Consider the following 22019-nt stretch of genomic DNA (forward strand, 5'->3'; position numbering starts at 1 on the left):
GAGGCGCCCACCGCGAACGGTGAGCGCCTCGGCGAGCTTTGCGGGGCGGGTCAGACCTGGCCGGCCTTCTCCAGCGCCGAGCAGCAGGTGTCGACGAGCAGACGCGTCACCACGTACGGGTCGACGTTGGCGTTCGGGCGGCGGTCCTCGATGTAGCCCTTGCCGTCCTTCTCGACCTGCCAGGGGATACGGACCGAGGCGCCGCGGTTGGAGACGCCGTAGGAGTACTCGTTCCACGGGGCGGTCTCGTGCAGGCCGGTGAGGCGGTCGTCGATGCCGGCGCCGTAGTTTTTGACGTGGTCGAGCGGCTTGGAACCCTCGCCGAGCGACTCGGCCGCGGTGATGATCGCGTCGTAGCCCTCGCGCATCGCCTTGGTGGAGAAGTTGGTGTGCGCACCGGCGCCGTTCCAGTCGCCCTTGACCGGCTTGGGGTCGAGGGTGGCGGCGACGTCGAAGTCCTCGGCGGTGCGGTAGAGCAGCCAGCGGGCCACCCACAGGTGGTCGGAGACCTCCAGCGGGGAGACCGGGCCGACCTGGAACTCCCACTGGCCGGGCATGACCTCGGCGTTGATGCCGGAGATGGCGAGTTGGGCCTTCAGGCAGTTGTCCAGGTGCGCCTCGACGACGTCACGGCCGAAGATCTCGTCCGCGCCGACACCGCAGTAGTAGCCGCCCTGCGGGGCCGGGAAGCCGCCCTTGGGGAAGCCGAGCGGGTAGCCGTCCTTGAAGAACGTGTACTCCTGCTCGATACCGAAGATCGGCTCCTGCGCCGCGAACTTCTCCGCGACCTCGGCCAGCGCCGCACGGGTGTTGCTGGCGTGCGGGGTGAGGTCGATGTTCAGGACCTCGCACAGCACCAGGATGTCGTCGCCGCCGCGGATCGGGTCGGGGCAGCTGAAGACCGGCTTGAGGACACAGTCCGAGGAGTGGCCCTCGGCCTGGTTGGTCGAAGACCCGTCGAAGCCCCAGATCGGCAGCGCGTCGAGACCGGCGGGGGAACCCGTGATGATCTTGGTCTTGGAACGCAGTTTGGCCGTCGGCTCGGTGCCGTCGATCCAGATGTACTCAGCCTTGTAGGTCACGGGCCACATCCTCGGGTGTGTCTGGGCGCGTATCGCGGGTGCTTGCGGCGCAGCGGCACCGGTGCGCCGCGTCTGCTGCCCGGCAGCCTGACAACAGGCGATTTCCCGGCCATTGCTCGAATGTGAACCCCGTGTTACCTGGTGACACCGTGCCGCACTTGACGCCGTGAGGGCGTTTCGCGGGTGCGGCGCCGGTCACCGGCTCCCCTCCGTCAAGCCGGTGAGCGGCGCCGCACGGCCCGCACGCGCCGGTCCTGCCGCCCCTGGCCGGGGGCGGCAGGACCGGTGACACGTACGAGGGGCGGCCGAGGGGGTGGCCGCCGCCTCATCGACTCACTCGGCCGTAGGGCCTCACCCCACCTTCTCGATCAGGGCCCGGCGGATCAGGAACTTGCCGGGCTCACGAACCTGTTCGAAGGCCGCGTTGTTGAGCAGCGCACAGCTGCCGGAGACCGAAGTGACCTCCACCGTCGTGGACTTGTTGTTGTCCAGGTTGGTGACCTTCAGCTTCGTGCCGGCCGGGAACTGGTTGCTGGACGCGGCGGGCGCACCGCCCTCGCCGGAGAGCGTGACCGTGGAGCCGTTGCACACCTGCTGCCCGGAGGCAGCGGCACCGTCCCCGGTGTCTCCCGCCGGGGCGGACTCGGCGGGCTGCGACGGCTGGGCCGAAGCCGCGGGCGGCTGGGCCGACTGGGCGGGCTGCGACGGCTGCGCGGTCTGGGAGTCCTGAGCCGACTCCCCGACGGTGCACCCCGACGCCTCCTGCTTCCGCTTGATCTCCGCGACGACCGCCTCGCGGTTGGCGATCCGCGCCTCGGACTGCGCGTCCGGGTTGGCCCGCTGGTCCGCGATGAACTTCTGGTTGTTGCCGAGGGCGGTGGCGAGACCCAGGCAGACCGTCGACTCCGACGCCGACTTGGGGGTCGGTGCGGCGTTCGACGTGCTCGCCATGACGAAGGCCCCGCCTCCCGCCACCGTCGCCGCGCTCACCAGCAGCGCGATCTTCTTCTTCGTACCGAGAGTTCTCCTGCGCGACATGCGCGCCTCCTGAAGAGGTAGGGGAGCGTACGCCGCTATGTACGAGATACCGAACGAGGTTACTCAGCGGTTACAGGAGTCACTCAAGTGACCTGCGCCACAAGGAAGAGTGTGGCTGGTCAGCGCGACAGGGCGTCCCGCACGGCCTCGTCGGTGCGGCCGACCACCGCCGTCCCGTCGTCCGCGGTGATGATCGGCCGCTGGATCAGCTTCGGGTGCTCGGCGAGAGCGGTGATCCAGCGCTCGCGCGAGGCGGCGTCCCGCGGCCACTCCTTGAGCCCCAGCTCCTTGGCGTCGGCCTCCTGGGTGCGGGTGATGTCCCAGGGTTCGAGACCGAGGCGTTCGAGCACGCCCCGGATCTCGTCCTCGCTCGGCACGTCCTCCAGGTAGCGGCGGACGGTGTAGTCGGCGCCCTCGGCATCGAGCAGCGTCAGGGCGCTGCGGCACTTCGAGCACGCGGGATTGATCCAGATCTCCATGCGCACACGGTACGCGCCAACCGACTTGTTCGAATTTCTGGCGCCTCTCCCGCACCTCGCAAACCTGTTGTGACACGGTGCCAATTACCGGCCCCACCAGGTCTTTTGAAGGGTCCTGCGGACTCCCTGTTGTCAGTGCCGGGCGGTAAACTGTAAGCAGTGTTCGAGGGTGGCGCCGGGGATGACGACGTCTTCGGTGAGCCGCCCGACCGCGACAGGAGGATGCCTGTGCCCGCTGCCGCCCTGAAGCCGAAGCCGCTGCCCACCCAGTCCACCGCGAAGCGTCCCGTTCCGCTCGACCTGCCGTACGCGCCCGTGGAGAAGCGGCCGCTGCCCCCGGGCCGGCCGCGCCAGTGGTACGTGACGCACAACCGCCGTCTCAAGGCGATGCGCCTGGCCATCGCCCTGCTCGACTCGGGCGTCTACATGCCGAACCAGGCCCGCAACGAGACGATCCGCGACACGGCGGAGCTGATCGGCGTCCACCCGCCGTCGGACACGACGTGCCACATGGTGCGGGCATTCCTGCGGTACGCCCGCTGACCCGCTCCGATCCGAGCGCCGGGCATCCCGAACGACGGGGCGCCCGGCGCTCGTTCATGCCGCCCGGCCGGGTGCCGTGAACACCGGCGGGTTCAGACGGGCGCCGGGTGCCGTGAACACCGGCGGGTTCAGACGGGCGCCGGGTGTACACACCGGAGGGAGTCCGGCCGCCCCGGGTGTCCTCCGGGCCGCCTGACTCAGCCCGCCGCCAGTTCCTTCTCCAACGGCGTGCGGAAGCGCGGCGTGATCCTGGTCGTGCCCAGCCAGCCGCTCAGCCGCTCCGCCTCCGACTCGATCGCCGCGAGGGCGTCCCGGCCGACGCCCTCCATGTCGAGGATCCGCCAGACGATCTCCCCGTCCGGCCGCTGCGCCCAGCCGCCGACCACCCGCCCGTTCCACCACACCGTCGGTCCGACGTTGCCGCTGCCGTCGAACAGCCGGGGCCGCAGCTCCGGCGCGAGGTACCAGTCGCGCTGCTGCCACCCCATCGCCGTCGGATCGAGGCCGGGCAGCAGCGCGGCCCAGGGCTCCTCGGGCCCGGCAACCGGGTCGGCGTCGCCCTCGGTCACGTACCCCGTGCCCTCGTCCAGCGACACCGCCTCCGCCCCGATCGCGGCCAGCGCCCTGCGGACCTCCGTCACACGCCACCCCGTCCACCACTTCAGATCGGCCTCCGTCGCCGGGCCGCACGCGGCGAGCCACCGCCTCAGCAACTCGGCCTGCGCCCCGGCCGTGTCCAGCTCGGGATGCTCGGGCGCGAGGGCCCAGCGGAACCGGCTCGACGTCCACGAGCCGAGCGGCCGGCCGCGGACGACCTTCCCCTCCACGCCCAGCACCCTCAGCAGCCTCGTCGAGACCGTGTGCACCCCCTCGTAGCTCTTCCCGGCCGCGTACACGAACTGCTCCCGCAGGCGCGGCTCGTCCCGGGCGAGTTCGGCTGCCGTCGCCTGCCCGCGCCGGGCGAGCGCCGCCAGCGCCGCGTCCTCGACCTCCTTCAGCCAGGCGGCGTCCGGCGCGCCGGACGCCGCCATGTGCTTGAGCAGCGAGGCCCTCTCCCGGGCGGCGACGGCCAGCCCCGTCGAGGCGTGCACCACGGCGGTCAGGTCGCCGGGGAACACGAACACCGTGTGCCGCATACCGTGCATCCGCACCAGACGACGGTCCTCGTACAGGGCCCGCTCGGTCTCCTCCACCGTCCTCGCGGGATCGGCGAGCCGCGCTCCCACGGCCAGGTACACCGTCGCCGGGTCGGTGCCGTGCAGCGCGACCAACGAACCGGCGACCTCCTCGGGCGTCCCCGCCCGTGCCCGCCCGGCCAGTCGCTGCCGCAGTGCGAGCCGGGCCCGCCGCTCCGCCACACCGATGTACCGCTGCGCACCCATGACGGCCTCCACTCGTCGCGTCCTTCGCCCGACGGCATCTTCGCGGACGACACTGACATCACCCCGTCGAACACCTCAGCCGTACCGCTTGAGCAGCCCCGTCACATACGCCTCCAGCCGTCCGCCCAGCACCTCCGGCGTCAGATCGGACCGCCCCAGCTCCCGCCACGGCCCCGCGAACTTCGCCGCGTCGGGCACGTAGGCCAGCGCGTCGAGCAGCCGCCAGTACAGATGGTCCGGGCCGCCGGCCAGGCGCCGCCCGCCCTGTGCCTCGTAGCGCTCCGGGAAACCGAGGCCGTACTCGGGTCCGTGCAGCAGGGCGAGCGCAGTCGAGCAGTGGGCCACGTCCAGGTCGGCCGGTCCCCACGAGGTCTCCACCCAGTCGACGACCCCGCTGATCCGCAGGCCGGCCCCCGAGCCCGTGAACAGCACGTTCCCGGGGTGGAAGTCCCGGTGCAGGAAGCAGCCGTCGTAGGGCGGGGGAGTGCGGCGGATGACGTCCACGGCCCGTTCCCACCCCGGCGGGACCGCGGCCGGCGACGTCCAGGCCTGGTACGGCCGCGGACGTTCCCGGGGGACGATCCGGTGGATCCGCGCGAGCTGAGCCGCGAGCAGGTCCACCCGGGCATCCAGGTCCCGCTCGTCGATCCGGACCCGCCCCGGCAGCACCGACATCAGCAGGGACGGATGGTCGCAGTGCTCGGCCGTCGCGTCGACGCCGATCAGCTCGGCGGCCGGCACGCCTTCCTGCTCAGTCAGCAGCGTGAGAATCTCCGCCTCGCGGGCCACCAGCCCGGGGGCGTGCCGCCGGAAGAAGGGCTTCACGAAGGTCCGCAGCGCCAGTTCGGTGCCGTCGTCGAGGGTGAGCCGCCGCATCTGGGCACTCCAGCCGCCGGTCAGAAAAGACGACGTGTCGATGGTGCGGCCTTCGGGGAGCTGCTTGGCCACCCACCCGCGGGTCGCCGTCCAGCCCTGCTCGCCGAGCCCCGTCAGGAGGTCGGTGACGAACTCCCGCCGGTCGTCGGGGTGATCACGGAACCACAGGCCCAAGCGGTGCCCGGCGTCGGGGAGTACCCGGTGGGTGAACTGCGCGCGACGGGCCAGCGCCTCGGAGAAGGCCTCCGTCACGGCGGGCGGAATGACCTCGTCCGTGCCCGGCACCACCAGCACGGCCCGCCCCTCGTACGCCCGCAGCACGTCGAGGGCGGGGGAGGCGCGCCAGCTCCCGGGGCGACGGATGAGCTCGCTGAACGGCCCGTCGCCCGCGCCGAACGGCACGTCCCACGCCTCGCCCGCGTACACGGCCGGCGCGCACAGCCCCAGGGCCGCCACCCGCTCCCCGTAGTGCCGCACGAGGTCCGCCACCGTCTGGCCGCTCATGCTGAACCCGACCAGGACCAGCGGCGCGTCCACCCGCGCGCGGGCGTCGATGACGGAGACGGCCTGCTCGAAACGGCGGCGCAGGCTCAGCTTACTCAGCAGGCCGGTGCTCTCCCCGTGCCCCGAGAAGTCGAAGGCGAGGGCGTGGCAGCCGTGCGCGGCGAACTCCGCCAGCCACGGCACCAGCCGCTCCTTGCTGCCGTTGCCCGCGCCGTGCAGCAGGACGACCGTCGCTCTCGCCGCCTCACCGGCAGGGACGCCGCCGTACCATCCGCTGAGGCGTTCACCGTCGACGGCATGCGTGAAGGGGATCAGCTCACTCATGTGGCCATTCACGCACGCCGTATGTGGCCGCGAGGGGCGATCGGAGACCGGGTGGCGACGTCTTGTCACACCTTCAGACGTTCTGGGATGAACAATTCAAAGGATTCCGGGTAGCAGAGGAACTGGACGCCGTTCTTTCGCATCAGCTTCTCCAGTTCGGGCAAGCGTGCCGTCTTCCAGTGCTGCCGCCAAGTCTTCCCGAGGCTGCGGTACTCCCACCTGTCACCGGTCGGTGCCTTGCTCAGGGCTTCGTACTCGGCGTTCAGCTTGTCGAGCATTTTTTCTGCTCGAGGGCGCATCAGGGCTGTTCCGTATCGTCGGCCAGGTTCCATGTCGGCCATGATGACGGGCACGAATTGCTCGATCTCGCGCATGCGGGTCTCGTGGTCCTCGCCTACGACATAGATTCGCTCTTCCGCTTCGGTGTCGCCGAACTCTTCCAGGAAACGGTGCTCTAAGGCGACCAGCAGGCGACCGGGGTCCCAGGACACCTGGTCCTCGCAGCCGTACCGAGTCCTCCCGCCCACCAAGCGGGGGCTGACGCATCGGAATTTGGGGTACTCCTTGCGGCCATTCTTGGTCTCCCTGCGAGAGACGTGCATACGCATCTTGCCTTTGCAGTAACCGCAGAGGATCACGTCCAGGAACGGGGTTGCGTTTGTAGGGGAAGAGACCAGGAACGAGCGCTCGCTGAGGTGAGCCTGAAGCCTTTCCCATTCCTCGTCAGTGAAGATCGGTTCCGCCATGCGGATCTTTTTGCCGGTCTTGTCGATGACGGGGACGCTCTCGTAGTACTTCTTGCCGAGGACGGGTCGGCTCTCCATCTTCCAGCCCAACAGGGCTTCGCTCTTGAGCATCTTGCGGATGCCGGCCGCTGTCCACTTGTACTCGCGTCCTGAGTCGGTGATGCGCTTGGACGGACGTGTACCTCGCGGCGTCGGCTCCTTCCGGCTGTTCAGTTCGTCGGCGATCTCGGCGGGAGTCTCCGGCGTGTCCTCGGCGAGGAGGCGGTTCACGATCTCGCGAATGACGTTGACCTGTCGGGGGTTTTGCCTGAGGTAGGCAACTCCGTCCTCCCCTTTGTAAGCCTCGAAACCATAGGCCGGCATGCCACCCGGCCAGCGCCGCTGCTCCCGGATGCTTCCTCGGAAGCTCTTGACGCGCATGGACGTGTTACCAGGATTTTTTCCCGTGGCCCTTCGCCCAACGGAGCATGTCTTGCATGTCTATGACTTTGCGGATAAAGCGGTCCAGCTTCCAGAACAAGATGAGATCGAATTCTGGAGCGCGTTCCCTGAGCCAATGCCCTAGCTCAGCTCGATCCATTGGATGCTGCTTTTTTGCTGAGACGTGCGCGTCTCGCGCTACGCCGACCTCTACCCAGTTGAGTCCTTGGGCGGCCTTCTTGGCGATGTACGCACGGGCGTCCGCAAGTTGTCGCTCAAGACTGGTGGATTCGTCGGTCAGGCAGCTGATTCGCAGGGCTACGAGGACTCTTACAGGCTTACTTCTGTTCAAGACGTCCGCACCCGTGCCAACAGCCGTGTCAAAGGTGGTCACGGCCGAGGAGCCTACGTGCCTACGTAGCCGATACAACGGCTTCTTGTATCTGTAGAGACTTTCGAGTGAAGGTTCAGTCGATCAGTCCTGCCACGTCCCAGAGAGGGAACCAGCGTGTCTTGTCCTTCTCGATGCGCAGGTCACTCTCCAGTAGGGAGGCTACCTGCAGCTCCAGCGCGTTATCGCGTTTACGCTGGCCAGTGAGCGTACATAGCGGATAGAAGGTACCGCGCTTGTAGAGGTAGACCAGCGCGAGCCGCCGGCCGGAGGAGTCCTCGAACCCGGCCAGTGAGCAGAGCAGTTGGGGCCCGAACCCGTTGACCTCCATCTGGCTGTTCACGGCGTGCAGGTCGTTCACGAGGGCGGAGAGCCGGTCGGGGGTGCGGCGCGAGACCAGCCAGGAGTAGCCGTAGTCGTCCCGCCGCAGCTCCACCGGCGGTCCGTCGCGGTCGATGTCGGCGTCCAGCAGCGCCTGCACTTCGCGGTGGGACTGCTCGAAGGCCGCGCCCTCGACCGAGGCGAAGCAGACCGCGCCCTGCCCGGTCGGGGTGAAGCCGGCCGCCGCCTCCAGGGTCACGGCCGCTGACGGCAGTGCGAAGAGCCGGTCGAGATCCGCCACGACCGGTTTCGTCCGGCCGAGCAGGATGTCCAGCAGCCCCATCCGCCGATCACCCTCCTCCCGGTGCCGTCGCCTCGCCCAGCTCGGCGGAGATCCGGCCCAGCTGGTCGAGCCGCTCCTCCAGGCTCGGGTGGGTCGCGAAGAGCCGTGCGACACCGGGCTCACGGCCCAGCGCCGGCGTGAAGTAGAAGGCGTTGAAGGCCTGGGCCGTGCGCAGGTCCTTGGTCGGGATGCGGGCGATGTCGCCGGAGACCTTGGTGAGCGCGGAGGCCAGTGCCGAGGGGCGGCCGGTGAGCAGGGCCGCAGCCCGGTCCGCGGCCAGCTCCCGGTACCGGGACAGGGCCCGGATCAACAGGAAGCTGAGCGCGTACACGGTCGCGGCCACACCCATCACCGCGGCGAACACGGCAGCCGTGTTCTGGTCCCTCCTGGCCCCGCCGAACAGCTGCGAGTAGAAGGCGAACCGCACGAGCAGCCCGGCGATCACCCCGAGGAACGACGCGACCGTGATCACGGCGACGTCCTTGTGCGCCACGTGCGACAGCTCGTGGGCGAGGACACCCTCCAGCTCGGCCGGCTCCAGCCGCCGCAGCAGCCCGGTCGTCACACACACCACCGCGTGATCGGGGTTCCGCCCGGTCGCGAACGCGTTCGGCATGTCCATCGCGGACACGGCGACCACCGGCTTGGGCATGTCGGCGATGGCACACAGCCGGTCCACGACGCCATGCAACTCGGGATACTCCTCCCGCTCCACGACCCGGCCGCGCATGGCGTACAGCGCGATGCGGTCCGAGAACCAGTACTGCGAGCCGAGCAGCGCCGCCGCGATCACCACGACGAGCACCCACGACTTCAGCAGCACGATCAACGCGGCGACGAACCCCACGTACAACAGTCCGAGCAGGAACAGCGTGATCCCCATCCGGGTGGTCAACCGCCGGTCGCTCCGGAATCGGCTGTGCATCTGCCTCACCCCGCAGTCACGCACTCGTCCCACCGCCAGTGTGCACCGGCCCCGCTCATGAACGGGTCGTGCACGTCTCCAGAGCGGGCAAAGGCGTCACTCGCCGGCGGCCACCGCGTAGCCGGGCACGGACGGCCACCGCACCGTCAGCACGACCGACTCCTCCTCGGCGACCCACGAGTGATCGACGCCGCGCCCCCACACGACGTAGTCCCCCTGCCGCTCCAGCAGCACACTGCGCCCGGGCAGCTCCACCCGGAACCGCCCGCTGATCAGCACGAGCAGCGCGGTACGCGCCTCGCCCCGCACCCACTCGGCCCGCTCGTCGCCCGGGGGATGCACCCCCCACTTGATCTCCACGTCCTCGCTGTGCCGCGGATCCCCGGCGTCCTTGAAATGCCCGAGAATCCAGCCCCGGTCCAGTGCGGCGTCCACACCGGCGTTGCCCACATACACATGACCATCCACGGGGCCGGACGCTAACAGCCGCCACCTGCGAGTGCGTACCGCCGGAGCGATGGTGTCCAGTACGTGGGACTCCGCCCGGCACGCCGAGAGCACGCACCAGACGCCGCGGGGCCCGCCCTCCGGGCGAACGACGGGACTTTGCGGACACGACGACCTAGTACGGCGCTCTGAAGTTGATGTACCCCAGCAGCACGATCACCGCCGCCACGCAGCCCAGCACCACGGCGGTCGAGATCCAGGAGGATCGGCGGCGGGACGAGACATACTCCGGGTCGGCGCGGAACGGCACCGGCCCGGGCGGGTTGTCCTTCCAGCGCGCGGCAAGCATCCGCGCCCGCGCCGAGGGCTCCTTGTGCTTGGCCCGGTCCGCCCATCTGAGGTCGAACTCGTGCTCCTGGTCGTCCTGTTCGTGCTCGGGCATTCCCATCCACCCCCGTGTGGTCCTTCCCCCAAGAATAGAACAAACGCCCGCGCCCCCGCCGTCGGAAACGACAGCGGGGGCGCGGGCGTGATGCCTCGGTCAGGCGTCGATCACACGTCGAAGTACAGCTCGAACTCGTGCGGGTGCGGACGCAGCTGCAGCGGCGCGATCTCGTTCGTGCGCTTGTAGTCGATCCACGTCTCGATCAGGTCCGGGGTGAACACGTCGCCCTGGAGCAGGAACTCGTGGTCGGCCTCCAGGCGGTCGAGGACGGCCGGGAGGGAGGTCGGCACCTGCGCGACGCTCGCGTGCTCCTCGGGAGCCAGCTCGTAGAGGTCCTTGTCGATCGGCTCGGCCGGCTCGATCTTGTTCTTGATGCCGTCGAGGCCCGCGAGGAGGAGGGCCGAGAAGGCGAGGTACGGGTTGCCGGAGGAGTCGGGCGCGCGGAACTCGACGCGCTTGGCCTTCGGGTTGGAGCCCGTGATCGGGATACGCATGGCCGCGGAGCGGTTGCGCTGCGAGTACACCAGGTTGATCGGCGCCTCGAAGCCCGGGACCAGACGGTGGTAGGAGTTCACCGTCGGGTTGGTGAACGCCAGCAGCGACGGGGCGTGCTTGAGGATGCCGCCGATGTAGTAGCGGGCGGTGTCGGACAGGCCCGCGTAGCCCGCCTCGTCGTAGAAGAGCGGCTGGCCGCCGGTCCACAGCGACTGGTGGACGTGCATGCCCGAGCCGTTGTCACCGAAGATCGGCTTCGGCATGAAGGTCGCGGTCTTGCCGTTCTGCCAGGCCACGTTCTTCACGATGTACTTGAAGAGCTGGAGATCGTCGGCCGCGGCGAGCAGCGTGTTGAACTTGTAGTTGATCTCCGCCTGGCCGGCGGTGCCCACCTCGTGGTGCTGGCGCTCGACCTGGAGGCCGGAGGCGGCAAGCTGGAGGGAGATCTCGGCACGCAGGTCGGCGAAGTGGTCGACCGGCGGGGTCGGGAAGTAGCCGCCCTTGTAGCGGACCTTGTAACCACGGTTGTTCTCGACCGCACCGGTGTTCCAGGCGCCGGCCTCGGAGTCGATGTGGTAGAAGGACTCGTTCGCGCTGGTCGCGAAGCGGACGGAGTCGAAGACGTAGAACTCGGCCTCGGGGCCGAAGTACGCGGTGTCCGCGATACCGGTCGACGCGAGGTAGGCCTCGGCCTTCTTCGCCACGTTGCGCGGGTCACGGGAGTACTGCTCGCCCGTGATCGGGTCGTGGATGAAGAAGTTGATGTTGACCGTCTTGTCGCGGCGGAACGGGTCGACCCGGGCGGTCGACAGGTCCGCGCGGAGCGCCATGTCGGACTCGTGGATGGCCTGGAAGCCGCGGATCGAGGAGCCGTCGAAGGCGAGCTCCTCGGCCGGGTCGAAGGCCTCGGCAGGGATCGTGAAGTGCTGCATCACGCCCGGCAGGTCGCAGAAGCGGACGTCGATGAACTTGACGTCCTCGTCCGCGATGTACTTCTTGGCCTCGTCGGCGTTCTGGAACATCCAGCTCCTCCTACTCCCGACCGTCCCGCCGGGGTGGTAGTTCGTTCGTGCTGCCAGTGCGGGTGGCACACGCTGACCTCGACCCTAGGGACGGGTGGTTTCTCGGGCGTGACTCATTTGTTTCGCACAAGTTAACCGGCTCACCCTCCACCGTAGCCCGGACACACCCCGCCGTGCCCTGGTCATTTACGGGCGCAGTACCGTGGACGGGTGGACAACAGGCAAGCACTCGGATCGTGGCTTTCCGGGCCCCGCGCGGCCGCGGAAGAGGCCGGTGTCGACTTCGGATACCGGGGTGAGCAGCTCGGTCTGCCCGAGGAGGGATCCGGCTCGATCGCCCGCCCGGGCCGCCGGATCGGTGCCCTGGCCGTCGACTGGGGCCTGTGTCTCCTGATCGCATACGGTCTCATCACGCAGAGCTACAACGAGGCGGCCCAGATCTGGGCGCCGCTCATCATGTTCGCGCTGATGGTCCTCACGGTCGGCACGGTCGGCTTCACCCCGGGCAAGCGCCTGTTCGGCCTGCGGGTGCTCGCCCTGGACACCGGCCGGGTCAGCCCCTGGCGCGCCGCCCTGCGCACGGTCCTGCTTTTCCTCGCGATCCCCGCGCTGATCTGGGACCGCGACGGCCGCGGTCTGCACGACCGGCTGGCCGGCACGGTCGAGGTCCGCATCTGATCCGAGAGGTCGCGCGTCCGACCCGAAGCGCGAACCGTCCGACATGAATGAGCGACATGACGACCGGCATGAATGACCGGCATGAACGACTGACATGAACGAGGGGCGCCCGGTGTGATCCGGGCGCCCCTCATTCATGTCGTGTGCGGGTGTCAGCGAGCCTTCGGCCCGCCCCTCGGCAGGCGCATGCCCTTCGGCATCGGCCCCTTCGGCAGCGGCATGTTGCTCATCAGATCACCGAGCGCGCGCAGCCGGTCGTTGGTGGCTGTGACCTGCGGGCCGGTCAGCACCCGCGGGAGCTTCAGCATGGTCGTCCGCAGCTTCTTCAGCTCGATCTGGCCCTCGCCCGTGCCCACGACCAGGTCGTGCACCGGGACGTCCGCGACGATGCGGTTCATCTTCCGCTTCTCGGCGGCCAGCAGGGTCTTCACCCGGTTCGGGTTGCCCTCGGCGACCAGGACGATGCCGGCCTTGCCGACCGCGCGGTGCACCACGTCCTGATTGCGGTTCATCGCCACCGCGGGGGTCGTCGTCCAGCCCCGGCCGATGTTGTCGAGCACCGCCGCCGCGGCACCGGGCTGTCCCTCCATCTGCCCGAAGGCGGCCCGCTCGGCCCGGCGCCCGAACACGATCGCCGACGCGAGGAAGGCGAGCAGGAGGCCCAGGATGCCGAGATAGATGGGGTGACCGATCAGGAAACCGATCGCGAGGAAGACACCGAAGGTGACGATTCCGACTGCCGCGAGTACAAGACCGATCTTCTTGTCGGCCTTGCGGGTCATCTTGTAGGTCAGGGCGATCTGCTTCAGTCGCCCGGCATTAGCAGCGTCCGCTGCAGGTTCCTTCCTCGCCATGCCACGAAGTCTACGTGGCCCCACAAGCCCCGACGACGGCAGTGCCCGCGGGTGCCCCTGGGGAGGGCCCGGAGTCAGGGGCGGACGGAGCGGACGGACAGGGACTGCTCGATGACGCGCTGCGTCTCGACCCGGTCCTTGGCGCGACGGCGGTCCTCCAGCACGGAGGTCCAGGCGTTGCGGCGGGCCGTGCGCTGACCGCTGCTCATCAGCAGCGACTCGACGGCACGCAGGGCGGTCGTGAAGGACGGGATCGCGGTGGCGCGGACGGGCGGCGCGGCCTGCATGGGTGAGGTCCCCCCTCGGGTACGGGTGTACGTGCTGTGAGTCCAGCGTTACTGATTGGTGTTACCAGCGCGTGACCGGCCGGTCAAACACCCATGAAGGGCCGGCGGGGAGCGGTGGAACGCCGACGCGGTCCTGACATGTGCCCTCATCTGCGAGGACGGTCAGGACCGCGTCGAATCGGACGCTACTGCCGAGTAGTCTCTTGTGCGCGAATTCACACGCTTGTGTCGCCCTTTGAGGGGCAGGAGCGGTGACGGTTCGTCAGACGGCCTGCGCCGCGACGTGCTCGTCCCCCCGCCGCGGAGCGGCCGAATGACGCTGCTCCATGGCCATCTGGTAGAGCCGCCCGGCGCGGTACGAGGAGCGCACCAGCGGCCCGGACATCACGCCGGAGAAACCGATCTGTTCGGCCTCCTCCTTGAGCTCCACGAACTCGTGCGGCTTGACCCAGCGCTCCACCGGGTGGTGGCGCACGGAGGGCCGCAGGTACTGCGTGATGGTGACCAGCTCGCACCCCGCCTCGTGCAGCTGCTTCAGCGCGTCGCTGATCTCCTCGCGGGTCTCGCCCATGCCGAGGATCAGGTTCGACTTGGTGACCAGGCCGTAGTCGCGCGCCTCGGTGATCACCTTCAGGGAGCGCTCGTAGCGGAAGCCGGGGCGGATGCGCTTGAAGATCCGCGGAACCGTCTCGACGTTGTGCGCGAAGACCTCGGGCCGGGAGGAGAAGACCTCCGCGAGCTGCTCGGGGACCGCGTTGAAGTCGGGGGCCAGCAGCTCGACCTTGGTACGTCCGGCCTCGCGCCCCTCGGTCTGCTGGTGGATCTGGCGCACGGTCTCGGCGTACAGCCAGGCCCCGCCGTCCTCCAGGTCGTCGCGGGCCACGCCGGTGATCGTGGCGTAGTTCAGGTCCATCGTGACCACGGACTCGCCGACGCGTCGGGGCTCGTCGCGGTCGAGCGCCTCGGGCTTGCCGGTGTCGATCTGGCAGAAGTCACAGCGCCGGGTGCACTGGTCACCGCCGATGAGGAAGGTCGCCTCGCGGTCCTCCCAGCACTCGTAGATGTTGGGGCAGCCGGCTTCCTGGCAGACCGTGTGCAGGCCCTCGCTCTTCACGAGCTTCTGCATCGCGGTGTACTCGGGACCCATTTTCGCCCGGGTCTTGATCCACTCGGGCTTGCGCTCGATGGGGGTCTGGCTGTTGCGGACCTCCAGGCGCAGCATCTTGCGTCCGTCGGGTGCGACTGCGGACACGACCGGCTCCCTAGCGATTGATTCTTCGGCGTCCTCAAGGGTACGCCCGTTGATTTGAATGCCTGTGTGGGCGCTACCCCTCCAGCTCCGGCACGGGCCGTTTTATGCCGCGGGTGTCTTCTCGATCTCCCGCGGCTTCAGCTCCGCGTTCTCCAGGACCTCCCGCAGGTGACGCTCGACGACCGGCAGGACCTCCTCGATCGTCACGTCCCGGCCGAGCTCGCCGGCCAGCGAGGCGACGCCCGCGTCACGGATGCCGCACGGGATGATCCGGTCGAACCACTTGTTGTCGGGGTTCACGTTGAGTGCGAAGCCGTGCATGGTGACGCCTTTGGCCACGCGGATGCCGATCGCGGCGATCTTGCGGTCCTCGCGGCGCTGGCCCGCGTTGGACGGCGCGTACTCCGGGCCGTTCATGCGCGGGTCGAACTCCTCGTCGTGCAGACGCGGGTCGAAGTCCAGCGACAGTCGGCCGAGTGCGGGGCGCTGCTCCACCGGGTCGCCCAGGATCCACACGCCGCTGCGGCCCTCGACCCGGCTCGTCTCCAGGCCGAACTCCGCGCAGACGCGGATCAGGGCCTCCTCCAGGCGGCGTACGTGCGCCACGACGTCCACCGGGCGCGGGAGCTTCTGGATGGGGTAGCCCACCAGCTGGCCCGGGCCGTGCCAGGTGATCTTGCCACCGCGGTCCACGTCGATGACGGGCGTGCCGTCGAGGGGCCGCTCGTCGTCCGCCGTGCGCCGGCCGGCCGTGTAGACCGGGGGATGCTCCAGGAGCAGCACGGTGTCGGGGATCTCGTCGGCGAAGCGCGCCGCGTGCACCCGGCGCTGCTCGTCCCACGCCTCCTGGTACTCGACGGCCTCGTCACCGAACCCCATGCGGACGAACCGCAACTCACTCACGGCAAGCGCCTCCCTCGGACGGGTGTGTCAGGCACATAACGCGCCCAAGCCACTGTACGTCCGGCCCGGACACGTCAGTCCCGGGGGCAATCCTCACACGATCGGATGAATGTCCGCGAAAGTGTGTGATGGGGTGTTTACTCTCCGCTACATTCGCGCCGTCCAGCAAGCCAAAAGGCCTGCTCACAGGCGATCCGGCACATCGCCGACACCGGAAGGCAGGAGACCGCACCGCACCATGACGGAACGACCCGCGCAGCGCACCCCCAACCGACAGCTCGCCGCGCTCATCGCAGAAGCGGGGTTCTCCAACGCGGGACTCGCCCGTCGCGTGGACCAGCTCGGTCTCGAACACGGGCTTGATCTGAGATACGACAAGACATCCGTCACCCGGTGGCTGCGCGGCCAGCAGCCCAGGGGCACCACCCCGGCCCTGATCGCCGAGGTCTTCACCCGGCGCCTGGGCCGCCGCCTCACCGCCCAGGACCTCGGCCTGGACGCCTGCGCTCCCGTCTACGCGGGGCTCGAGTTCGCCGCGACCCCCGAGGAGGCCGTCGACATCGTCAGCGGGCTGTGGCGCAAGGACTCCGGCAGCCACGCCGAGCTCCGCAAGATCGCCTTCACCCCGGCCGGGCTCGTCGTGCCCAGCCGGGACTGGCTGATCGGACGGGCCGACGAGAAGGTCGCCCGGGGCGAGATGCCCGTGTCCCGCATCCCGGCGCAGGGCCGCCCCGCGCTCCGCCCCACGGCCACCACCGAGCAGGGCGCCCCGTCCCCGTCCCGCCGGCGCGGCCAGGCCGAGCGGGGACCCGGCCAGAAGGTCACCGCGGGCGACATCGCCGCCCTGCGCTCGGTCGGCGAGCTGTTCCGCACCCTCGACGACGCCTACGGCGGCGGCCACGCCCGTCAGGCCCTCGTGCGCTACCTGGAGCACGAGTGCGAGCCCATGCTGCGCGGCACCTACGGCGAGCAGACCGGCCGCCGGCTGTTCGCGGCCGCCGCCGACCTGACCCGGCTCGCGGGCTGGACGTCGTACGACATCGCCGCGCACGGACTCGCCCAGCGCTACTTCGTGCAGGCCCTGCGGCTCGCCCAGGCGGCCGGAGACCGCACATACGGGGCCTACGTGCTGGTCACCATGAGCCGCCAGGCCGTCTACCTCGGGCACGGGCGGGAGGCCGTCCAGCTCGCCCGCGTGGCCCAGCAGGGCGTCGGCACCTCCGGGCCGCCCGTCGTCCAGGCTCTGCTGCACGCCTCCGAGGCGCGCGGGCACGGGGTGCTCGGCGAGGTCCGGGCCTGCACCGCGGCGCTGGTCCGGGCCGAACGCGCGCTGGAGACGGCCCGGCCCGGCGACGACGTGCCGCACTGGGCGAGGTTCTTCGACGAGGCCCAGCTCGCCGACGAGTTCGGCCACTGCCACCGCGACCTGCAGCAGTTCCGCGCCGCCGCCCAGCACGCGGAACGCTCACTCCAGCTGCGGGCCCCCTCCTACGCCCGCAGCCGCCTCTTCAGCCGCGTGGTCCTCGCCACCGCCCGCCTGGGCCTCGGCGAACTCGACCAGGCCTGCCAGCTCGCCGCGGAGGCAGCCGGCCAGGCCGCGGAGATGCGCTCGGTGCGGGCGGTGGAGTACGTCAGGGACTTCGAGCGCCGCTTGGAGCCTTACAAGGACGCGGCGCCGGTGCGTACGTACCGTGACAAGGTAGCGGCCCTTGGGTGAAGCGACCCAGGGGCGCGGGACTGTGTCGACTTGCGGCTCCGCCGCGTGAGCGCGAACAACCCCCACGCGCCCGCGGCCGACGCGTCACCTACGCAGCCCGCGGCACCGTCGGCAGCGGATCGGCAACGTGCATCGACCGCCCCGCCCCGAGGTCCGCCAGAATCGCCGCCGACGCCCGATGCCCGGAGTGCAGAGCACCCTGGACCGTACTGGTGTCCCGGTGATCCCCACACACATACAGTCCGGCGATCAACCGCACCGGCCGCCGCAGATCATGCGGCGGCCGCATCGCCGGCACCGCCTCCACCGTCCGGTGCACGGCCAGCGTCTCCCACCGTGCCGTCGACACCCCGTACAACCGCGCCAGATGCATGCGCACCGCCGTGTCGACGTCCCCGGGGTACCGCCCGAGCACCGTCGACGACACCAGTGACCGCCCCGCCGGCGCCCGGGTCGGGTCGACCTGGCTGACCACCGCCGTGTGCGCGACCGGCCCGCCGAGGTCCGCGTCGAGCAGCAGTGACGCGCCCGTTTCCGGCGGCTCGTCGGTCGTGTGGTGCACCACCGTCACCGGGTGGAACTCCGGCACCCGCAGCCCGGGCAGCAGCTCGGCGGCGGCGCGCGCGCCCGTCGCCACCAGAACCGCCCGGCACCGGATCTCACCGTGCTCCGCGGTGGTCACCGAGGTCGTCGAGACGGACGTGACGCGCACGCCGGTGTGCACCGTGCCCGGCGGGAGTGTGCGCGCCAGCTGCTCCGGCAGGGCCTCCGCACCGCCCTGAGGCAGACACAACCGGCCCCGCGCGAAGGCGCGCAGCGCGAGGTCCGCGCACCGGCTGGACGTCGTCAGGCCCGGGTCGCACAGCAGGGCGGCGAGCAGCGGACGCAGAAAGCCGTCGATCGTACGGGCGGGCAGTCCGCGCGCCGCCAGGGCCTCCCCGGCGGGCAACTCCGGGCGGGCCAGCAGCCGTTCGGCCGGTGTACCCGCGAGCCGGGTCAGGGCGGCGCCGAGCCGGGCCTGGTCGACCGCCGTGCCCAGCGGAGCGCCGGGCCGGCTGCGGGGGACCGAGACCTGCCGGCCGGGCACGGCCGACGGCCTCCGGGTCTGCCTGGGCGCGGACGGCGACCGGGGAGCACTCGCGAGCGCGCGAGCCGCGTGCAGTGCGCCCCTTGCGCCCCCTGCGCCCGGCTGTACGCCGGCACGGTGGTGGCGTCCGTCGCCGTGCAGCAGGACACCGGGCGCGAAGGGCCGCAGCACCAGCCCGTCGAGACCGGGTGTCAGTCGTAGTTCCGGATACGCCGTGGACAGCAACTGGCCGATCCTGTCGAGCCGGAAGCCGTCGACCTTCTCCGTCGCCATGCGGCCGCCGACCCCGTGGGCGGCCTCCAGGACCATGGTCGTCACTCCTGCGCTGGTCAGCCGGTGCGCGGCCGAGAGTCCGGCGACCCCGGCCCCCACGACGACCACGTCCGCCTGGTACGCGGGCTCAAGCACGTGCCCCTCCTCGAGGTTGCGCGGGCGCTGGAGACGTCATGCCCTCAACAGGCCCCAGGGATACGCGAGTTCTGGTCGAGGGTAGGACCGTGATCGGTCAACGGGAGTCGCGCATCGGCAGGGCACGGTCGCACGGCGGTCGCATTCACACGCCTTGTGGGCATCAAGTGGTCACAGGAGGCTGGAGTGCGGATCGGTGAGGTGTCTCGGATCGACCGGTCGAATCCCGGACAGGCGGCCGGTGCGCGCCGGTCGGTCCCATGACACGGCGGCCGGTGTGTGCCGGTGGCGAGCCGTCACAGTGCCGCCCTGATCGCTCCCTCGATCTCCGGGAAGGCGAACCGGAAGCCCGACTCCAGCAGACGGGCCGGCAGCACCCTGGCACTGCCGAGGACGTCCCCGGCCATCTCGCCCAGCACGGTCCGCAGCACGGTCGCGGGCACCGGGAACAGGGTCGGGCGGTGCAGCACGCGCCCCATCGCCGCCGTGATCTCACGGTTCGTCACAGGGTTCGGTGCGGTGACGTTGAACGGCCCCGACAGGCCGTCGGTCTCGATGAGATGCCGGATCGCGGCGACCTCGTCGTGCAGCGCGACGAACGACCAGTACTGCCGCCCGTCGCCCATCCGCCCGCCGGCCCCCGCCCGGAACAGCGGGAACAGCCGCCCCCAGGCGCCGCCCTCGCGGGAGACGACCAGCCCGGTCCGGGTGAACACCGTGCGCACACCGGCCTCCCGGGCGGGTGCGGTGGCCCCCTCCCACTCGACGCAGAGCGCGGGCAGGAACCCCTCTCCCGCGGGCGCGCTCTCGTCGACCGTGCGCTCGCCGGTCTCTCCGTAGTAGCCGATGGCGCTGCCGTTCACGAAGACCCGCGGCCGGTCCTTCGCGTCCAGCGACGCCACCGCCTCGGCGAGGGCCGCCGTGCCGTTCACCCGGCTGTCGCGGATCCGTCGCTTGTAGGCATCCGTCCAGCGCCGGTCGCCGACGCCGGCCCCGGCCAGGTTCACCACCGCATGGCATCCGGCGAGCCCGGCCGCGTCCACCCGCCCGCCCTCGGGGTCCCAACGGATCTCCCCGGCCGAGCGGGGCGTGCCGCGCACCAGGCGGCGCACCTCGTGTCCGTCGGCGGTCAGGGACCGCACCAGGGCGCTGCCGATGAGCCCGGACGCACCCGCCACCGCGAATCTTGAATGTTCCATAAATCCATCCTGCCGGGTGGCCCCGTAAAACCCTTGCAAGGCCCCGATCCGCTCGCCGTAGGGTGACGCCCATGTCCGAGCTCCCCGAACCGCGCATCCGCACCGCCCGTACCGAGGACGACGACGAGCTGGCCCTGCTCGACCGGCTCGCCTGGTCGCCGCTGCACGCGGTGAAGCCCGAGCCGCAGCCGCCGTACGCTCCCTTCTTCAACGAGCGGCACGCCCCCGGGGACTGTCTGGTCGCCGAGCTCGGCGACCGTCTCGCGGGCTACGTCCTGCTCGGTTTCCCCACCGAGCTCGACTCGAACCGGCACGTCCGCCAGATCCAGGGCCTCGCCGTCGCCGAGGAGGCGCGCGGCCGGGGCGTCGGGCGGGCACTGGTCCGGGCGGCTGTCGACGAGGCCCGCCGGCGAGGCGCCCGCCGCATCACCCTGCGCGTCCTCGGGCACAACACCCCGGCCCGGGCGCTCTACGCGGCAGAAGGGTTCGTGGTCGAGGGGGTCATGCCCGAGGAGTTCCTGCTCGACGGGGCCTACGTCGACGACGTGGTGATGGGGCGCTTCCTGTGAGCCGGGGCTACGACGCGGCCAGCTCGCCCGTGTCCACCGGTGCCGTCGCACCCGCCGCGCTCCGCGCGTCGGAGGCGACCTCGTCCGCAGTCAGGACGTAACCCGTCTCGGCGTCCGAGGTGGAGCGGGCGAAGACCACGCCGAACACCCGCCCGTCGGTGGTGAGCAGCGGGCCGCCGGAGTTGCCCGGGCGGACCGTGGAGCGGATCGAGTAGATCTCCCGGGTGGCCGTCCCGTCGTTGTAGATGTTCTGGCCCGTGGCCCGCACCCGGTTCGCGACCGTCGCCGCCTGCAGGTTCAGATCGCCGTCCTGCGGATAGCCGGCGACGACCGCCGAGTCACCGCGCTCGGCGTCGTCGTCGAACCGCAGCACGGGCGCCCTGAGGCCCGGCACGTACAGCACCGCCACGTCCTTCTGCGGATCGAACAGCACCACCCGCGCCTCGTACGTCCGCCCGACGCCGCCGATCTGCACGGTCGGCTCGTCGATGCCCGCCACCACATGGGCGTTGGTCATCACGTGCTCGCGCGCGTACACGAACCCGCTGCCCTCGCGCCCCTGGGTGCCCGCGACGCCCTCGACCTTCACCGTGCTCCGCTTGGCCGCGTCGGTGGCGGCCGCCGTGACGCTGTCGCCGGTCGGCTTCGCGACCTCGGCCGTCGACTCGTTCTCGAAGGGGTTGAAGACCTGCGGGAAGCCCGCCTGCGTCAGCGCGGACGTGGCCCCCGAGAACCAGGCCGGGGTGGTGTCCGGCATCGTCCGCTGCACGGCTCCGAGCAGCCGCGAGTCCCGGATCGCCGAGGTGACCAGCGGCGACGAGGACGCGCCCAGGACACTCGCGGCCACCCACGCCACGATCAGCACGGCCACCGCGTTGGCCACCGCCCCGCCGACGCCGTCCGCCACCCGCAGCGGCCCCCGGTCCAGCTCCCGCCGCAGCCGCAGCGCGAGGCGCCCCGCCAGCTCGTGTCCCACCACCGCCGGGAGCAGCACCGTGAACACCGCCGTCAGCGTCGCCCGCGTCGTGCCCGCCTCCACCAGGTCCATGACCCACGGCAGGATCCACACGCCGACGACCGCACCGCCCACGAAGCCCGCCAGCGACACGCAGCCGGCCACCAGCCCGCGCCGGTACCCGGACGCCGCGTAGGCCAGGACGACCAGCAACAGCAGGATGTCGAGCAGGTCCACGCACGCCGCCTTTCTCTCGGAACCCCTTAATACGCGGGGGGAGGGCCCGTTGATCAGTCACACGCGCACGGGTGATCGGAATCGGCCGCG

At 70.5% G+C, this 22019-nt stretch carries 23 protein-coding genes; 4 read left to right on the forward strand and 19 right to left on the reverse strand.

The features are described 5' to 3' along the window. Positions 1-50: 50 nt before the first annotated feature. The 3 genes from glnII to FDO69_RS30000 form a co-directional block, all read right to left on the reverse strand. Positions 51-1082 carry a glutamine synthetase gene (glnII, locus tag FDO69_RS29990; RefSeq protein WP_104784055.1) on the reverse strand — a complete coding sequence of 344 codons (1032 nt, stop codon included), beginning with the start codon at positions 1080-1082 and terminating at the stop codon, positions 51-53. 351 nt (positions 1083-1433) lie between these two features. Continuing rightward, the gene (locus FDO69_RS29995) at positions 1434-2120 is read right to left on the reverse strand and encodes an RlpA-like double-psi beta-barrel domain-containing protein (RefSeq protein ID WP_104784058.1); all 687 of its coding nucleotides are present in this window, start codon (positions 2118-2120) and stop codon (positions 1434-1436) included. A gap of 119 nt (positions 2121-2239) precedes the next feature. After that, positions 2240-2599, reverse strand: a complete 360-nt coding sequence (locus tag FDO69_RS30000) for an arsenate reductase family protein (RefSeq protein WP_104784061.1) — start codon at positions 2597-2599, stop codon at positions 2240-2242. A 228-nt stretch (positions 2600-2827) separates the two neighbouring features. Here FDO69_RS30000 and FDO69_RS30005 point away from each other — a divergent pair, with 228 nt between their 5' ends. Continuing rightward, positions 2828-3142, forward strand: coding sequence for a hypothetical protein (locus tag FDO69_RS30005; protein ID WP_104784064.1), 315 nt, complete (start codon positions 2828-2830; stop codon positions 3140-3142). A 197-nt stretch (positions 3143-3339) separates the two neighbouring features. Here the strand turns inward: FDO69_RS30005 and FDO69_RS30010 are convergent, their stop codons facing one another. From FDO69_RS30010 to glnA, 9 genes are all read right to left on the reverse strand, one after another. After that, positions 3340-4524, reverse strand: a complete 1185-nt coding sequence (locus FDO69_RS30010) for a winged helix DNA-binding domain-containing protein (RefSeq protein ID WP_104784211.1) — start codon at positions 4522-4524, stop codon at positions 3340-3342. Between the two features lie 75 nt (positions 4525-4599). After that, positions 4600-6228: an alpha/beta fold hydrolase gene (locus FDO69_RS30015; protein WP_104784067.1), complete on the reverse strand. Its 1629-nt coding sequence runs from the start codon at positions 6226-6228 to the stop codon at positions 4600-4602. A gap of 65 nt (positions 6229-6293) precedes the next feature. Then, positions 6294-7394: a recombinase family protein gene (locus tag FDO69_RS30020; RefSeq protein WP_104784070.1), complete on the reverse strand. Its 1101-nt coding sequence runs from the start codon at positions 7392-7394 to the stop codon at positions 6294-6296. A 7-nt stretch (positions 7395-7401) separates the two neighbouring features. Continuing rightward, positions 7402-7788, reverse strand: coding sequence for a recombinase family protein (locus FDO69_RS30025; protein ID WP_159030662.1), 387 nt, complete (start codon positions 7786-7788; stop codon positions 7402-7404). A gap of 73 nt (positions 7789-7861) precedes the next feature. Then, the gene (gene pspAB, locus FDO69_RS30030) at positions 7862-8449 is read right to left on the reverse strand and encodes a PspA-associated protein PspAB (RefSeq protein ID WP_104784076.1); all 588 of its coding nucleotides are present in this window, start codon (positions 8447-8449) and stop codon (positions 7862-7864) included. A gap of 7 nt (positions 8450-8456) precedes the next feature. Continuing rightward, positions 8457-9374: a zinc metalloprotease HtpX gene (gene htpX / locus FDO69_RS30035; RefSeq protein ID WP_104784079.1), complete on the reverse strand. Its 918-nt coding sequence runs from the start codon at positions 9372-9374 to the stop codon at positions 8457-8459. A gap of 96 nt (positions 9375-9470) precedes the next feature. Continuing rightward, the gene (locus tag FDO69_RS30040; RefSeq protein WP_104784082.1) at positions 9471-9842 is read right to left on the reverse strand and encodes a cupin domain-containing protein; all 372 of its coding nucleotides are present in this window, start codon (positions 9840-9842) and stop codon (positions 9471-9473) included. Between the two features lie 154 nt (positions 9843-9996). Continuing rightward, on the reverse strand, positions 9997-10263 hold the full coding sequence (locus tag FDO69_RS30045; RefSeq protein ID WP_104784085.1) for an SCO2583/SCO2584 N-terminal domain-containing protein: 267 nt from the start codon (positions 10261-10263) through the stop codon (positions 9997-9999). A gap of 110 nt (positions 10264-10373) precedes the next feature. Next, positions 10374-11783: a type I glutamate--ammonia ligase gene (gene glnA, locus FDO69_RS30050; protein WP_104784088.1), complete on the reverse strand. Its 1410-nt coding sequence runs from the start codon at positions 11781-11783 to the stop codon at positions 10374-10376. Between the two features lie 210 nt (positions 11784-11993). On the opposite strand from glnA, the gene FDO69_RS30055 reads away from it, so the two are divergent. Beyond that, positions 11994-12461: an RDD family protein gene (locus FDO69_RS30055; RefSeq protein ID WP_104784091.1), complete on the forward strand. Its 468-nt coding sequence runs from the start codon at positions 11994-11996 to the stop codon at positions 12459-12461. Positions 12462-12613: 152 nt separating this feature from the next. Here FDO69_RS30055 and FDO69_RS30060 read toward each other — a convergent pair whose 3' ends face one another. The 4 genes from FDO69_RS30060 to lipB all read right to left on the reverse strand — a co-directional run bounded on the left by FDO69_RS30060 (position 12614) and on the right by lipB (position 15757). Then, entirely contained in the window at positions 12614-13315 is a 702-nt protein-coding gene (locus tag FDO69_RS30060; RefSeq protein ID WP_104784094.1) for a DUF4191 domain-containing protein, read from the reverse strand. 74 nt (positions 13316-13389) lie between these two features. Further along, positions 13390-13602, reverse strand: a complete 213-nt coding sequence (locus tag FDO69_RS30065) for an SCO2195 family GlnR-regulated protein (RefSeq protein WP_053671998.1) — start codon at positions 13600-13602, stop codon at positions 13390-13392. A 262-nt stretch (positions 13603-13864) separates the two neighbouring features. Then, complete coding sequence (gene lipA, locus FDO69_RS30070; protein ID WP_104784097.1) at positions 13865-14854, reverse strand: lipoyl synthase; 990 nt, start codon at positions 14852-14854, stop codon at positions 13865-13867. 102 nt (positions 14855-14956) lie between these two features. Beyond that, positions 14957-15757, reverse strand: a complete 801-nt coding sequence (gene lipB / locus FDO69_RS30075; RefSeq protein WP_104784100.1) for a lipoyl(octanoyl) transferase LipB — start codon at positions 15755-15757, stop codon at positions 14957-14959. A gap of 238 nt (positions 15758-15995) precedes the next feature. On the opposite strand from lipB, the gene FDO69_RS30080 reads away from it, so the two are divergent. Beyond that, the gene (locus FDO69_RS30080; protein WP_104784103.1) at positions 15996-17474 is read left to right on the forward strand and encodes an NsdA family TPR-like regulatory protein; all 1479 of its coding nucleotides are present in this window, start codon (positions 15996-15998) and stop codon (positions 17472-17474) included. Between the two features lie 88 nt (positions 17475-17562). Here the strand turns inward: FDO69_RS30080 and FDO69_RS30085 are convergent, their stop codons facing one another. Together FDO69_RS30085 and FDO69_RS30090 are read right to left on the reverse strand one after the other, a co-directional pair. Further along, positions 17563-18969, reverse strand: a complete 1407-nt coding sequence (locus FDO69_RS30085; protein ID WP_104784106.1) for an NAD(P)/FAD-dependent oxidoreductase — start codon at positions 18967-18969, stop codon at positions 17563-17565. A gap of 296 nt (positions 18970-19265) precedes the next feature. Continuing rightward, positions 19266-20168, reverse strand: a complete 903-nt coding sequence (locus tag FDO69_RS30090; protein ID WP_170320963.1) for a TIGR01777 family oxidoreductase — start codon at positions 20166-20168, stop codon at positions 19266-19268. A gap of 71 nt (positions 20169-20239) precedes the next feature. Between FDO69_RS30090 and FDO69_RS30095 the strand changes: the two genes are divergently transcribed. Then, on the forward strand, positions 20240-20737 hold the full coding sequence (locus FDO69_RS30095; RefSeq protein WP_104784111.1) for a GNAT family N-acetyltransferase: 498 nt from the start codon (positions 20240-20242) through the stop codon (positions 20735-20737). A 7-nt stretch (positions 20738-20744) separates the two neighbouring features. On the opposite strand, the gene FDO69_RS30100 is transcribed toward FDO69_RS30095, so the two are convergent. Beyond that, the gene (locus FDO69_RS30100; protein ID WP_104784114.1) at positions 20745-21929 is read right to left on the reverse strand and encodes a MarP family serine protease; all 1185 of its coding nucleotides are present in this window, start codon (positions 21927-21929) and stop codon (positions 20745-20747) included. Between the last annotated feature and the right edge of the window lie 90 nt (positions 21930-22019).

Origin of the sequence: Streptomyces tibetensis (assembly GCF_007655005.1) — a bacterium.
In the GTDB taxonomy this organism is placed as follows: Bacteria; Actinomycetota; Actinomycetes; order Streptomycetales; family Streptomycetaceae; genus Streptomyces; species Streptomyces tibetensis.